Annotated in this window: 13 protein-coding genes; 7 read left to right on the top strand and 6 right to left on the bottom strand. The window is 64.8% G+C overall.

The genetic code is table 11. The features are described 5' to 3' along the window. The first annotated feature begins 15 nt into the window (after positions 1 to 15). Genes KU884_RS09880 through KU884_RS09895 form a run of 4 tightly spaced genes read left to right on the top strand, consistent with a single transcriptional unit; the run spans position 16 to position 3,339 of the window. Positions 16 to 798 carry an ABC transporter ATP-binding protein gene (locus KU884_RS09880; protein WP_167782490.1) on the top strand — a complete coding sequence of 261 codons (783 nt, stop codon included), beginning with the start codon at positions 16 to 18 and terminating at the stop codon, positions 796 to 798. After that, positions 795 to 1,499, top strand: coding sequence for an ABC transporter ATP-binding protein (locus tag KU884_RS09885; protein WP_167782491.1), 705 nt, complete (start codon positions 795 to 797; stop codon positions 1,497 to 1,499). The genes KU884_RS09880 and KU884_RS09885 overlap by 4 nt, the downstream gene beginning before the upstream one ends. Positions 1,500 to 1,504: 5 nt before the next feature. Further along, complete coding sequence (locus tag KU884_RS09890; protein WP_254432014.1) at positions 1,505 to 2,374, top strand: branched-chain amino acid ABC transporter permease; 870 nt, start codon at positions 1,505 to 1,507, stop codon at positions 2,372 to 2,374. Beyond that, positions 2,374 to 3,339 (top strand): branched-chain amino acid ABC transporter permease, encoded by a 966-nt coding sequence (locus KU884_RS09895; protein WP_167782492.1) that lies wholly within the window; start codon positions 2,374 to 2,376, stop codon positions 3,337 to 3,339. Before KU884_RS09890 ends, KU884_RS09895 begins: the two co-directional genes overlap by 1 nt. A gap of 103 nt (positions 3,340 to 3,442) precedes the next feature. Here KU884_RS09895 and KU884_RS09900 read toward each other — a convergent pair whose 3' ends face one another. Then, the gene (locus KU884_RS09900; RefSeq protein ID WP_167782493.1) at positions 3,443 to 4,660 is read right to left on the bottom strand and encodes an ABC transporter substrate-binding protein; all 1,218 of its coding nucleotides are present in this window, start codon (positions 4,658 to 4,660) and stop codon (positions 3,443 to 3,445) included. A 198-nt stretch (positions 4,661 to 4,858) separates the two neighbouring features. Between KU884_RS09900 and KU884_RS09905 the strand changes: the two genes are divergently transcribed. After that, the gene (locus KU884_RS09905; RefSeq protein ID WP_167782494.1) at positions 4,859 to 6,235 is read left to right on the top strand and encodes a sodium-dependent transporter; all 1,377 of its coding nucleotides are present in this window, start codon (positions 4,859 to 4,861) and stop codon (positions 6,233 to 6,235) included. A 2-nt stretch (positions 6,236 to 6,237) separates the two neighbouring features. Then, complete coding sequence (locus tag KU884_RS09910) at positions 6,238 to 6,768, top strand: DUF192 domain-containing protein (RefSeq protein WP_167782495.1); 531 nt, start codon at positions 6,238 to 6,240, stop codon at positions 6,766 to 6,768. 123 nt (positions 6,769 to 6,891) lie between these two features. On the opposite strand, the gene KU884_RS09915 is transcribed toward KU884_RS09910, so the two are convergent. Genes KU884_RS09915 through KU884_RS09930 form a run of 4 tightly spaced genes read right to left on the bottom strand, consistent with a single transcriptional unit; the run spans position 6,892 to position 12,301 of the window. Further along, a complete protein-coding gene (locus KU884_RS09915) occupies positions 6,892 to 8,754 on the bottom strand; it encodes a protein kinase (RefSeq protein WP_167782496.1) in 1,863 nt (620 codons plus the stop codon). Positions 8,755 to 8,775: 21 nt separating this feature from the next. Further along, positions 8,776 to 10,080, bottom strand: a complete 1,305-nt coding sequence (locus KU884_RS09920; protein WP_167782497.1) for a 2-oxo acid dehydrogenase subunit E2 — start codon at positions 10,078 to 10,080, stop codon at positions 8,776 to 8,778. 57 nt (positions 10,081 to 10,137) lie between these two features. Then, complete coding sequence (locus KU884_RS09925) at positions 10,138 to 11,115, bottom strand: alpha-ketoacid dehydrogenase subunit beta (RefSeq protein ID WP_167782498.1); 978 nt, start codon at positions 11,113 to 11,115, stop codon at positions 10,138 to 10,140. Position 11,116: 1 nt separating this feature from the next. Then, the gene (locus tag KU884_RS09930; RefSeq protein WP_167782499.1) at positions 11,117 to 12,301 is read right to left on the bottom strand and encodes a thiamine pyrophosphate-dependent dehydrogenase E1 component subunit alpha; all 1,185 of its coding nucleotides are present in this window, start codon (positions 12,299 to 12,301) and stop codon (positions 11,117 to 11,119) included. 199 nt (positions 12,302 to 12,500) lie between these two features. Here KU884_RS09930 and KU884_RS09935 point away from each other — a divergent pair, with 199 nt between their 5' ends. Continuing rightward, positions 12,501 to 13,655: an aminotransferase class V-fold PLP-dependent enzyme gene (locus KU884_RS09935; protein ID WP_167782500.1), complete on the top strand. Its 1,155-nt coding sequence runs from the start codon at positions 12,501 to 12,503 to the stop codon at positions 13,653 to 13,655. Between the two features lie 54 nt (positions 13,656 to 13,709). Here the strand turns inward: KU884_RS09935 and KU884_RS09940 are convergent, their stop codons facing one another. After that, on the bottom strand, positions 13,710 to 14,519 hold the full coding sequence (locus KU884_RS09940) for a TatD family hydrolase (RefSeq protein ID WP_167782501.1): 810 nt from the start codon (positions 14,517 to 14,519) through the stop codon (positions 13,710 to 13,712). Between the last annotated feature and the right edge of the window lie 29 nt (positions 14,520 to 14,548).

Genomic DNA, 14,548 nt, shown 5'->3' on the forward strand with positions numbered 1-14,548 from the left:
GCCGGGGGGTTGGGCGTGATCAGGATCGAGCATGTCGCCAAGGCTTTCGGTGGGTTGCAGGCAGTTCGTGATGTATCACTTGAAGTTGAGCCTGGCAGCATCACCGGATTGATCGGCCCGAACGGGGCCGGCAAAAGCACCCTGTTCAACATCATCGCCGGCCTGATTCCCGCCGACACCGGACGCATCTACCTGGAAGGGCAGGATATAACCGGGCGGCGCCCCCACCAGCTGTTCCACCAGGGGCTGGTGCGCACGTTCCAGGTGCCCCACGAATTCGCCCGCATGACGGTACGCGAGAATCTCATGGTGGTGCCGCCGGCGCAGGTGGGAGAAAACCTGCTGCAGAGCTGGTTCCGCTGGGGCAAGGTGCGCCGGCAGGAAAGTGCCGTCCGGGATCGGGCCGAGGACGTGCTGGAGTTCCTGTCGCTTGATCATCTTGCCGACGAACGGGCCGGGAACCTCTCCGGTGGCCAGAAGAAACTGCTGGACCTGGGGCGCACCATGATGACCGACGCCCGCGCGGTGCTGCTGGACGAGCCGGGGGCCGGGGTCAATCGCACGCTGCTGGGTAAAATCTCCGACGCGATCCAGCGGTTGAACCGAGAACGCGGTTATACGTTCTTCCTCATCGAACACGACATGGATCTCATCGCCAAGCTGTGTGATCCGGTCCATGTCATGGCCAACGGCGGGCTCATCGCCTCCGGGCCGATGGCGGAGATCCGCGAGAACGCAGAAGTGCGCGAGGCCTATCTCGGCGGCGGCGTGAGCGCAACCATGGGTGCATCAGAATGAGTCTGCTCCAGGCAAACGACATCTACGGGGGCTACGGCGGCGCCGACATCCTCAACGGCGCCAGCGTCCGCGTCGAAGACGACGAAATCGTGGTCATCATCGGTGCCAACGGCGCCGGCAAATCCACGCTCATGAAGGCGGTGTTCGGTCTGCTCCATGTGCGTTCCGGGCAGGTACGCTACCGGGGTGACGACATCACCAACAGCAAGCCGGAACAGATGGTGGGGCGTGGCATCGCTTACGTTCCCCAGGAGCACAACGTCTTCCCCTCGCTGACGGTCCAGGAGAACCTGGAGATGGGCGCCTACGCCATCAAGGGGGATCTGCGGCCGCGGCTGGAGAAAGTGTTCTCCGTGTTTCCGCGCCTCCGTGAACGCCGCCGTCAGGATGCCGGGCTGATGTCCGGCGGTGAACGACAGATGGTGGCCATGGGGCGCGCGCTGATGATCGACCCGCAGCTGCTGATGCTCGACGAACCCACCGCGGGCCTGTCACCACGCCTGATCGATGACACCTTCGAGCGCATTCGTGAAATCCGGGCGCTGGGCATTGGCGTGCTGATGGTGGAACAAAACGCCAAACAGGCCCTGGGAGTGGCCGATCGCGGCTATGTGCTGGCCACCGGCGCCAACCGCTTTGAGGACACCGGGAAGAACCTGCTCGACAACCGCGAAGTCGCGGAAATGTTCCTGGGGGGCTGACCGACGTGTACATCCTGATCGAACTTCTGCAACTGAGCATTTACGGGATCGTTCTGGGCAGCATCCTGACCCTGGGTGCCATCGGCGTGTCCATGATCTTCGGCATCCTGCGCTTCGCGCACTTTGCCCATGGCGACCTCATCACCGTCGGCGCCTACGTGGGCATGGGCTTCCTGATGATGACTCACGCCCCGGTCTGGACCGCACTGCCCGCCGGCATGATCGGCGCAGCCATTGTCGCGGTGCTCATTGACCAGACCGTGTACAAGCGCATCCGGCGGACGCAGCCGGTGATCCTGCTGATCTCCTCCTTCGGCATCGGCCTGATTCTGCGCAGCCTGGTCCAGGTCATCTGGGGGCCCAGCGTTTACAGCTTCCCGGGCGGCATTCAGCGGCCCTGGATGGTCTGGGAACTTGCGATCATTCCCAATCACCTGTGGATTCTTCTTGCGGCAGTGGTCATTGTCACCGCCCTGCACCTCTTCCTCACCCGCACGCGCATCGGCAAGGCCATGCGGGCCATGTCCGACAACATGGACCTGGCGCTGGTCACCGGCATCCCCGCCGAACGTGTGATCATGATCACCTGGCTGTTGGGTGGCGCGCTGGCTGCAGGGGCCGGCGTGCTGTTGGGCATGGACTCCCGGCTGACGCCGACCATGGGCTGGAACATCCTGCTGCCGGTCTTCGCCGCGGCGATTGTCGGCGGCATCGGCCGACCCTACGGGGCGATTGCCGGCGGCATGCTGATTGGGCTGGCCATGGAAATCTCGACCCTGTTCCTCGAGCCGTCGTACAAGCCGGCGGTGGCATTCCTCATCATGGTGGCGGTGCTCATCATCCGCCCGCAGGGCATCTTCAAGGGGGCGTGGTAATGGAAATCTCCGGCATCGCGGCGTACCTGGTCTCGTTTTTCACCTTCGTGGGCATCTACGCCATCCTGGCGCTGGGCCTGAACATGCAGTGGGGCTTCACCGGCCAGTTCAACATCGGCATCGCCGGTTTCTTCGCCGTGGGGGCATATACCAGCGCCATTCTCACCACGCCGGAAAGCCCCTGGCATGTTGGCGGTTTCCAGTACCCGTTCCTGATCGGCGTGGCGGGTGCGGTGATCGCCTCGGCACTGGTCGGCCTGATCATCGGCGCCATCACCGCCCGGTTGCGCACCGACTACCTGGCCATTGCCACCATCGGCATTGCCGAAACCCTGCGCCTCGTCATTGCCAACGAAGGCTGGCTCACCAACGGTGTGCGGGGCATGTCCAATATTGATCGGCCATTCAGCGATTTTTTTCAGGCCATCGGTCTGAGTTCCGCCATGGGTTCGCTCATTGTGGTGGCGGTGTTTCTGGTCGGCGTCTACTTCCTGGTGGAGCGCGCACGGCGATCTCCCTGGGGGCGGGTGCTGCGGGCCATCCGTGAGGATGAACCCGCCACCGCCGCGGCGGGCAAGAACATCCGTCGGTTCCGGCTGGAGGCGTTCGTGGTGGGCTCAGCAATCATGGGCCTGGGCGGCGCACTGTACGCCCACTATTTCGGCTTCCTCAGCCCGGAGGCGTTCCTGCCGCTGTACGGCACGTTTCTGGTCTGGGTGATGCTGATCGCCGGTGGCAGCGGCAACAACAAGGGCGCGCTACTGGGCGCTGTGGTCATCTGGACGATCTGGTCCGGCAGCGAGTTCGTGATGAGTGCCGGTCTACCGGAAGGCTACACGGGCTATGCCGGACCGCTGCGTGTAATCCTCATCGGCGTGCTGCTGCAGGTGATCCTGATTACGCGGCCTGAAGGCATTCTGCCGGAGAAAGCACCACCCGCCATCGCCAAGGGGCGGCGGGATTAGTTGTGCGATAAGCCACGTTCGTTGTATGTCGGAGCCCTGTGCGGCGAAAGGGTAGGGCTGGCCGTCGCGGAGCGCTGCTGCCCGCGACGGCCAGTGGAGCGACTCAGTCTTCAGCAGGGGCGAACACGCGCACGGTGCGAATCTCGCCGTCTTCCACACGCCAGTGAGCGAACGTGCCGGGCACGTCCCCGTGCTCGTCGAGATCCACGCTGCCGGAGGCGCCCTCGTAATTGATCTCCTCGCCATCGGCAAGCAGTTGCAGGGCCTTTTCCCATTCGCCGGGATTCACCACCTCGCCGGGCGGATTGGCCACCGAACGCAGGTTGTCACGAATGGCCGTACGATCCAGGACGCCGGCCTGCTGCGCCGCCAGGGCGATCAGATAGACTGCATCGTAGGCCGTGTCCATGAACGGCTGGGGCGGCACCTCACCGTAGGCCTCGGAATAGGCAGCCTCGAAGTGCTGCGCCCCGGGAGTGTCCTCCAGGGCTCGCGGCACGGAGCCCACGGCACCTTCCATGAACTCGGCGCCAATGGCGTTGATCATGTCAGGCGACTGCAGGCCGTCGGTGAACACGAAGTTCTCGAACATGCCACCTTCCACGGCTTGCCGCAGTATGGTCTGACCGTTCTCCGGATACCCGATCAGCACCAGGCCCTCGGTATCACCACGGCTGACCCGCCGGAGTTCCCCGCGATAGGACGATTGACCAGGCTCGTAGGCGGCCATCTCGGAGACCGTGTGACCGCGGGCCTCGAAAGCGTCCCGGAAGTTTTCCGCGAGCCCGAGACCGTAGTCGTTGTTGATGTAGAGGATGGAGAGGTTGGAATAACCGGACTCCTCGGCGATCTCGGCAAGGGCGATGCCCTGGAACGCGTCCGACGGCACCGTGCGGAACAGGAAATCGTCGTCGTCGAGATCGGTGATGACCGGGGACGTCGAGGCACCACTGATCTGCGGAATGCCTTCCTGGCGACTCACGCTCTGGGCGACCGGGATGGTGACGCCGCTGGAGAGGGCGCCCACGAAAGCGTGGACACCTTCCACCGAGGCGAGGCGCTGGGCGGCATCAACGCCGGCCTGGGGGCTGGTCTGGGTGTCCCCGCCGACCAGTTGGATGTCCTCGCCGAGCACGCCTCCGGCGGCATTGATCTCGTCGACGGCCAGCCGGATGCCGTTTCGGGAGGTTTCGCCATAGTCCTGGAGGTCACCCGTGAGCGGCACCAGGGCGCCGATGCGGAGATTGTCAGCGGTTGCCCCGGCGCTGACCCCCAGCGACAGTGCGACGCCGAGTCCGATGGTCCAAGCGGTATGTTTCATTCGTCTTCTCCTTTTCCTTCGCGGTGCGAATTCAGTTCTTGAGAATACTGCCGCACCGGAGGGGCTGCAAACGGCGATCCGGGACCCGGGCCGGCGGGCCCTGATGGCAGGTTTCCATGCGCAGGGCCGGCAATGGCAAACTACTGTTCGACCCCCGGCTTGTCCGGACACCCGATAGCAGCGACAGGAGACCATTGAATGGCCGATGCACGCGGTTCCATCCACGGTGAATGGTCGAGTGGACTGGTGTTCATTCTCGCCGCCACCGGCTCGGCGGTGGGTCTGGGTAACCTCTGGCGGTTTCCCTACCTGGTGGGCGAGAACGGCGGTGCGGCCTTCGTCATCATCTACCTGTTGTGCATCCTGCTGGTGGGCCTACCCATCATGATCGCGGAGATCACCATCGGTCGGCAGGGCAGACGCAGCCCCATCAACAGCCTGCTTGCCGTCTCCCGGGACGAGGGACGCAGCCGGTACTGGTCGCTCCTCGGCTGGCTTGGTGTTGCAGCAGGTTTCCTGATCCTGTCCTTCTACAGCGTGGTCGGCGGCTGGGCGCTATTCTACGTGCTGCAGTCATTGCTGGGGAGTTTCCAGGGCATTACCGCCGATGCGGCGGGTGAACTGTTCGAGACCTTCGTCGGCAGTCCCGTGGACGTGCTGATTTGGCACACGCTGTTCATGGTGATTCTGTTCGGCATCATTGCCGCCGGAGTGCGCAAGGGACTCCAGCGTGCAGTGACGCTGCTGATGCCGCTGCTGTTCGTGATCCTGTTGCTGCTGGTTGGCTACGGCATGGCGGCCTCGGGCGCGTTTCAGGAGGCGGTTGCGTTCATGTTCCAGCCCGACTTCTCGGCGGTGGAACCGGGAACGGTTCTCACCGCCATGGGCCAGGCGTTCTTCACCCTCAGCCTCGGCATGGGGGCCATCATGGTCTACGGTGCCTACCTGCCCAGGAATGAATCGATTCCCCGCAGCGCCGGCTGGATCGTGGGCATGGACACCGGCACCGCACTGCTGGCGGGCCTGGCCATCTTCCCCATCGTCTTTGCCGCCGGCATGGAGCCGGGCGAGGGCGGCCCGGGGCTCGTGTTCGTGACCCTGCCCATCGTCTTCGGCGAGATCTCCTTCGGCTTTGCGCTGGGAATCCTCTTCTTCGTGCTGCTGTCCGTGGCCGCCGTCACCTCGGGGATGTCCCTGCTGGAGCCGGCCACCGCCTATCTCACGGAGCAGGGCGGCAGCCGCATCCGTGCCGCCGCCATCATTGCCGGCCTGATCTGGCTGCTGGGAATCGCCTGCGGCCTGTCACTGAACGTCTGGGGCGATTTCCACCTCCTGCCGGGCATGAACGTCTTTGATGCGCTGGAGTTCGTCTCCAACGACATCATGCTGCCCCTGGGCGGCCTGCTGATCGCGATCTTCGTCGGCTGGCAGATGCGCGTCCACAGCGTTGCTCGCGAACTGGGTTTGAGTGACGAAAGCACCGGTTTCCAGTTGTGGTTGTTCGTGACCCGTTTCGTGGCCCCGGCCGCGGTGATCCTGGTGTTCCTGAACGCCCTCGGGCTGTTCGGGGGATAGAGGTGGCAAAGAGGGGACGGCGCCGTTGCGAGTGGCGAGATGCCGCCGTCAGCGGCGCCGTTGCTTTTGCGCTTCTGCTGATGAGCATCCCGGCATATTCACTGTCGGGCTGGCCGGGGGATGGCGAACCGGCATCCGCATGCGTCAGCGAAACAGATGCCGTGGCCAGCATGCCGCAGGGTCGAGTCCGGCTCGGTGAACAGCGGGAACTGACAGTCCGGATTGCGGCAACCGCCGAGCACCGTGCCGCCGGCATGCAGTATCTCTGTCCCGACGCCATCGCCGGCAATCCCATCCTGTTCGTCTTCGACTCGCCGGCACGTCCGGGTTTTCACATGCGCAATGTCCACGGCGGACTGGACATCATATTCATTGGCACGAACCGCACGATTACGGCCATCGAGCAGATGGTCTCCGAACAGCCACACCTCACCAGGCCTGGAGAGCCCGTCATTGCCGCACTGGAAATGGCCGCAGGGGAGGCGGAAGCCCTGGATTTGACCAAGGGGCAGAACATCGAGTGGGACTACTGAGGAGCCGCACAGTCACGTCCCCGAAGACGACCTTAGTGCCAACTCAACGCCATTTAACATAATCTTACTTATACGCAGCAGAAGATCACTACTGGCGAGCATAAGGCTCTGGAACCTCGCGCGCTAATCTGCCTCCGCACTCTCGCCGTTGTTGCTGGCAACGGCGCGGGGATCCTTCGGATAATACCGCTCCGGCAGACGCTCCATGTGGGTGAAGTACCGCGTATCCTTGTACGGCATCTTCATGTAGCCCGACACGCCCAGTCCTTCGATGAGCGGTACCGCGGCAAGGATCTCGTCCAGGCGCTGACGGAACTCCTCCTCGCATGCGGGATCCAGCAATCGATAATAGCTGTGGATCTTCAGGTGGTACGGCAATGCCTCGAAGATGATCATGCCCGTGTGGTGAATCGTGTTCAGCGCTTCCAGCGAGCGCATGATCTCGTCTGGCAGGACCAGCAGCTCCTCGGGATCCGGGCCATCCTCGAAGTACGAATGTTCCCGCGTGCGATCCTCGGGCTCCGGCGCCGAACTCACTTCGTACGGCAGCCGCATGTCTGCGTCCGGAATGAATGGTGCGGCGGCGGTGTCCCGGTCGATGTGCAGCGTGTCGCGGGCATTGAACAGGCAGCTCTTGAATATGCCCTGGCGATAGATGGCCCGGGCCAGATTGACCATGTTGTTCACCGCCGTGATGAATGCGGTCTTGCGTTCCGGGTCGTGGAGGTTCAACGAGGTGTCGATGTAGATACCCTCCTTCTCCCAGCGCACTGCCAGGCCGCCCACCACCGGGTAGCGGCCCAGGCGGCTGACAGCAGCCAGGAATGCCTTCTCGGTGTCGCCCATGCCCTGCATGAAATTCCGGTAGTAGCGGTCCAGTTGCACGTCATTGACGTCGCTGAGAGTCTCCTCGGCGCCCTCTTCCCGCAGGAACGATTTCCGCGAGCTGTATACCACCGTGTCGATCTCGCGGTCGGTGCGGCGCATCCACACCGGCACTGCCGGCGTCGGCGCCGGCTCCGGCAGGTCGATCATCACGGTGCGGCCGATGCGCGGCATTTCCCGCAGGAAGTAGTCCCCGGCGCGTCGGCGCAGGTCGGTATCGGCATCCAGCATGCCCTCGAGCAGACGCGCGAACTCGATGGGCAGACCCAGCGACGTGGGCGGAATGGCGCGGTAGCCGAAACGGCAGGATTGCCCGGAGGCCAGGGCATAGAGCGCGCCCGCCGCTCCCTGCTCGTCGAAACGTGGCGACGACAACGCGCCGTTCAGCTGCTCTTCGCCGATGAAGTAGACATCGCCCAGGCGCGCATTGGTCTGCTGCAGGTTGTCCGACATCAGTTCCATGACCTTCGGTGCCACGAACTGGTAATTCTCGTCCACCTGGGCAAACACGGAAGAGCCCCAGTCGATCAGGGCAATGGTTTCGGTATTCTCGTCGAACACCAGGTTGGACGGCTTGATGTCGCCGTGCACGATGGGCCGCCCCGCCGGGCCGGCCTCACTGCGCAGGGCGCGCAGAATATCCGCGAGCTGGGCGCCGATACGCACGATCAAACGCGGAGGCAGGCGCCCCTCGCGCAGGGAGATCTCTTCCAGGTTGAACCCGGGGGCACGCTCCATGACCAGCAGCGACTGGTTACGTACCCGCTGGAAAGTGATCAACCGCGGCACCCGGGGGTGGTTGACCTGGCTGAGCATGAACGCCTCTTCTTCGAGGCGGTCCTGGATATGCTGCGGCAGGGTAATGCGGGTGAACTTGAAGACGTGCTCCACGCGGCGGCCATCCGAACCGGTGACGGCACCGGCGAAGACGAACCCGTAGGCGCCCTTGCCGATCAGCTCAATGTCGCGGTAACCGAGCTGTTGCAACTGGTTGGTGCACAGGGCCACCCAGTCCTTCAGCTTCTTGGCGTCACCGTGACTGAGCAGGTAAACGGACTGCTCTTCGGGAATGTAGAACTGCTGAATGGGGGCGTCGACCATGCTCCGTACCGTGACCGCGGATCAGCGCAGGTGCAACAGCATGGCGTCCGGCGACTCCAGCAGGCGCTTCCAGCGATTGCAGAAGCGCGCCATGGTGCCGCCGTCAATGATGCGGTGATCGCCCGCCCAGCTCACCGGCAGGATCGCGCGCTTCACCACTCGATCCTCGGCGTCGAACCGCGGCAGGTACTGGGTTCGTCCCAGGGCGGCAATCGCCACCTCCGGCGCGTTGATGATGGGCGCCGCGTAGGTGCCGCCCAGGGCGCCGATGTTGGACAGGGTGATGGTACCGCCCTGCAGGTCCTGCCGCGTGACCCGGCCGGCACGGGCGGCCTCGACCAGACGTGCCACCTCCGTGGCGATCTCCAGCAGCGTCCTCTGCTCCACCTGCTTGACGTTGGGGACCACCAGGCCGGCCTCGCTGTCCACCGCCATGCCGATGTTGCAGTGGGGCTGGTAGTGAATCTCGGTGACCGCGTCGTTGACGCGACTGTTCAGCAGCGGGTAGTCCGACGTCGCTACGGCCAGGGCTTTCATGAAGAACGGCATGAGCGTGAGTCGTACGCCCTGCGCCTCGGCCTCGGGCCGGAGACGCTCCCGCAGCGCAATGAGGTCGGTGACGTCGATTTCCTCGCCGTAGATGAAATGGGGCACGGTGGCGGCGGCATGGGCCATGTGCTTGGCCATGGCCGCGCGCGTGCCCTTGATGGGCTCCACGCGCATCTCGCCCGGCGACGGCGCCGGCCCGGCCGCCGGAGCGGTGTCGGGCTCCTCCCTGCGGTCGCCGGCCGTGGTTTCATCCAGGTGGGCGAGCACGTCGGCCTTGAGCACGCGGCCATGCTTGCCGGAACCGCGGATGTCGTCCAGGCGCAGGCCGTGCTCCCGAACCATCCGCCGCACGGCCGGCGTGGCCGGCGTGCGCAGCCGCCCCGGGCCACCCGGCGCGGTGGCCACCGGGGTCGCCACCGGTTCAGCCTGCTCCGGCGTTGCCCGTGCAGGCTCCGCGGGGGGTGCCGGGGCCGACTCCGTGCGTGACTCGTCCTCCTGCTCCGGCTGGGGTCCTGCCGGCGGCGCCTTGTCGTCCTCGCCCTCGCCGGTGTCGTAGGCGAACAACGGCTCGTGCACCCGCGCGATTTCGCCCTCGCTGTAGTACAGGCGCGTGATTCTGCCCTGCTCCGGCGCCGGGATCTCCACCAGCGCCTTGTCCGTCATGACCTCCACCACGGGCTGGTCTTCGGCGACCACGTCCCCTTCCCGGACAAGCCACTTGGTGAGTTCGCACTCGACGATGCCTTCGCCGATGTCGGGCAGAATGAAGTCGGTCATGGTTGTTCTTCCTCGCTCCTCGCGCAGGGCGAACGGACGGCGCCGGTCCGGTCCCGGTCAGAATTCGACACTGGCCCTGATGGCCTCGAAGACCTTCAGGTGATCGGGCATGTACTCCTTTTCCAGGGCCAGCGGGAAGGGCGTATCCAGCCCGGTGACCCGCATCACCGGTGATTCCAGGTACAGGAAACACCGCTCCTGGATGGTGGCTGCGATCTCGCCGCCGAACCCGCCGGTCAATGGTGCCTCATGGGTGACCACCAGGCGTCCTGTCTTGAGAACGGACTCTGCCACCGTCTCCGCGTCCCAGGGTAGAATCGTCCGCAGATCAATGACCTCGCAGGAGATGTTCTCCTTGTCTGCGAGCTCCACCGCCTGCTGCACCGCCTCCATCTGGGCGCCCCAGGCCACCAGGGTCACGTCCGAGCCCTCCTTGACCACCTCGGCCTCGCCCAGGGGAAGCTGGTAGTCGGTTTCCGGCACGTCACCCACCGAAGCGCGGTAGAGCCGCTTGGGTTCGAAGAAGATCACCGGGTTCGGGTCCCGGATGGCGCCCAGGAGGAGGCCCTTCGCCTGGTGGGCATTACGCGGCACGACGATCTTCAGCCCGGGGGTGTGCGCGAAGTACGCCTCGGGTGACTGCGAGTGGTAATGGCCGCCGGAAATGCCGCCGCCGTAGGGGGCTCGGATGGTCAGGCCGCCGACGTTGAAGAGATTGCCGGAGCGGTAGCGGTACTTGGCCGACTCGTTCACGATCTGGTCGAAGGCCGGGAAGATGTAGTCCGCGAACTGGATTTCTGCCACCGGGATCGAGCCCTGGGCCGCAAGGCCGTTGGCGAAGCCCACAATGCCCTGCTCCACCAGGGGCGTGTTGAAGCACCGCGCCTTGCCGTACTTATCCTGCAGATTGCTGGTGGCCCGGAAGACGCCGCCGAAACCGCCCACGTCCTCACCGAAGCACAGCACGCGCTCATCGGTCTCCATGGCGATATCCAGGCCGTGATTGATGGCCTGCAGCATGTTCATCCTGGCCATGTCAGTCGCCTCCGTTCACCTGGGACGCCGTCTTCGGGTAGCTGTCGGGGTACTTGCGGATATGCTGCCTGAGCCGATCCAGCTGCTCCGTGAGCGCAGGTGTGAGCTGGTCGTAGACATCGGTGACCAGGCTGTCCAGGGGGACGGAGGGGCGCTTCTCGGCGCGTTTCATGGTGTCGAGAATCTCCTTGCGCAGGGATTCCTGCAGGCTCTTGTCCTCGTCCTCGCTCCACCATTCGCGGCCGATCAACCACAGCCGCATGCGCAGGATCGGGTCCTTGTCCCGCCAGCCCTCCTCTTCCGTACGGCTGCGGTAGGCGGACGGATCATCGGAGGAGGAGTGCCCCGCAAGGCGGTAGGTCATGGCCTCGATCAGGACCGGGCGATCATCCTCCACGGCCAGGCGGCGCGCCGCTGCGGTCGCCTCGTGCATGGCGAGAATGTCATTGCCATCGACGCGGATGACATGCATGCGGTAGCCGAAGGCGCGCGGCGCCACGCCGTCGGCTGCGAACTGCTCCACCGTCGGTGTCGAAATGGCGTAGCCGTTGTTGCGGCAGAGGAAGATCACCGGTGCCCGGTGCACCGCGGCCATGTTCAGTGCGGCATGGAAATCCCCTTCGGAGGCGGCACCCTCGCCGAAGTAGGTGATGGTGCAGTGCCCGTCTCCGGCGAGCTTCTGCCCGTAGGCGTAGCCCACGGCCTGCGGAATCTGCGTGGCCAGGGGCGAGGAGATGGTGACGTAGTTCAGGGTCGCCGACCCGTAGTGCACCGGCATCTGCCGGCCCTTGCCGTAATCGAGCTCGTTGCCGAAGAGCTGGTTCATGAACTCGTCGGTGGTGAATCCCCGGTAGGCCAGAGCGCCCTGCTCCCGGTACTGGGCCATGATCACGTCGTCGTCTTGCAGCGCCGCCGTGCTGCCGATCACCGCCGCCTCCTCGCCTGTGCACTGCATGTAGAAACTCAGCCGCCCCTGGCGCTGGGCCGCCATCATGCGCTCGTCCAGGACCCGCGTGAAGACCATGGCCCGGTAGATCCGCAGCGCCTTGTCCCGATCCAGCGGCGGCGTCTCGGCCCCCTCGCAGAGGGTTCCGTCCTCCTGCAGCAATCGGTAGGTGGGGATGCGGAATTCGTCGCCGGTGGTGAACTGCGGGATGCGGATCTCTTCCGGGGGGGTGTCTGTCATGGACGCGCTCCTCCTGTGCTCCGACCGCGGCGCAACGGCCCGGCCCGATACCCTGTTGTACTCGTTTTCCAGGAAGTTTGGTAATGCCCTAAATGTAGTACCCGTGTTCTGTAACCCAAGCCCTTATGGGCCATGCCGGTGACCGCGCCTTTTCCGGTAGCATGAGGAGCCTGAAACCGAATGTACCCCGGAGTTTGGCATGGCGCATCCGCAGTTCCCCCAGGATTCCGACATTGTCTACCTCAATCACGCCGGCGTCGGCGCCTGGCCGAAGCGCACCGGCGACGCGGTGACTGCCTTCGCCCGGGAGAGCGTCGCGCGTGGTGCCGCCGGCTACCCCGGCTGGCTGAAGGTGGAGCAGCGCCTGCGCGAGCGCTGTGCGCGTCTGATCAATGCGCCCTCCGCCGAGGACGTGGCGCTGGTGAAGAACACCTCCGAGGCACTGTCGTTCATCGCCTACGGGCTCGACTGGCAGCACGGTGACGAGGTGATCATCAACCGCTCGGAGTTCCCCTCCAACCGCATCGTCTGGGAATCCCTGCAGAATCAGGGCGTCGTCGTGCGCGACCCGGCACTGGACGATACCGCCCATGCGACCCCGGAAGACGCCCTGATCGCCGCCATGGGCCCGCGCACCCGGCTGCTCAGCGTCAGCGCCGTACAGTACGGGGACGGTCTGCGCATGGATCTCCGGCGGCTCGCTGGCGCCTGCCGTGAGCACGGCGTGCTGTTCTGCGTGGACGCCATCCAGCAGCTGGGGGCGCTGCAGTTCGACCTCAACGAGGTGGATGCCGATTTCGTCGTGGCCGACGGCCACAAGTGGCTGTTGGGGCCGGAAGGCCTGGGGCTGTTTTACTGCAGGCCATCCCTGCGCGACACGCTCGGGCTCACGCAGTATGGCTGGCACATGGTCGCTGACGCCGGCAACTACGACACCAAGGAGTGGCGGCCCGCCGAGACCGCGCGGCGCTTCGAGTGCGGCAGTCCGAATCTGCTGGGTGTACACGGGCTGGAGGCGAGCCTGGCGGTGCTCCAGGACGAGGTTGGGATGGCGGCCGTCGAGGCCGGCGTGCGCAGCAACGTCCAGTACCTGCTGGAGCGGCTGGAGCGCAGCCCCGAACTGGAGACGCTCAGTGACACCAGCGACGCCCGGCGTTCCGGCATTGCTGTGTTCCGCGCCCCCGGGCGGGACAACAAACGATTGTATCGCTCCCTCATGGACGACGGCATCATCTGTGCTGCCCGCGGCGGCGGCGTGCGCTTCTCGCCCCACTTCTATCTCGAACCGGGGCAGTTGGACTACGCCGTGGAGCGTGCCGAAGTGCTCGCCATCAGCACACCAGCATCTACCTGAGAAATGCGCGTTAATTGACCGTCAATAAAGGCAAAACGCCCTAGACAATCAAGGTCAAAGCGTTGCTTGCGGGTCCAACGGTGGTGCCGCGGGGAACAGGCGGTAGAAGTTCTCGGTGGTGTACTCTGCAACCGCATCCAGTCGTTCGCCGCGGATGTCGGCCAGACACTCCGCCACCTCGCGCACCCACGCCGGCTGGTTCTGCTTGCCCCGGTGGGGCACCGGCGCCAGATAGGGGCAGTCCGTCTCCACCAGAAGGCTGTCCTGGGGCAGTTTCCGGGCCACCTTGCGCAGGGCATCGGCCTGGCGAAACGTGAGAATGCCGGACAGAGAAATATGAAACCCCAGGTCGAGGTACCGATGGGCTGCGGGGGTATCGTCGGTAAAGCAGTGAATGATGCCGCCGACCGCGTCGGCACCCTCTTCCTTGAGGATGCGTCCGGTATCCTCCGGCGCCCCCCTGGAGTGAATGATCACGGGTTTGCCGGCGAGGCGCGCGGCACGCACCTGTTGCCGGAAGCGATGGTGATGCCATTCGCGATCCTCCGGTCCGGTGCACATGTAATCCAGACCGGTTTCGCCGATGGCCAGCACCTGCGGGTGATCCGCCATGGCGGCCAGTTCGTCAGGGGTGACTTCCCGCAGCTCGCGACCGCAGGGGTGTACGCCCACCGACGTGGAGATCTGTGGGTAGCGCTCCGCTAGGGCGAGGAGTTCGGGAACGCTGTCCAGATCCACACTGACGGTCATCAAGTGGCCGATACCCTGCTCACGAGCACGCTCCAGGTACGGCACCGGATGGTCTGCTGCAGCGTCCAGCATGTGCAGATGACAATGGGAATCCACCAGCGGCAGTTGCGCCATGGCTGTGACGATCTCCGAAAGGGCTGTGC

Source organism: Aquisalimonas sp. 2447 (genome assembly GCF_012044895.1).
Taxonomy (GTDB): Bacteria; Pseudomonadota; Gammaproteobacteria; order Nitrococcales; family Aquisalimonadaceae; genus Aquisalimonas.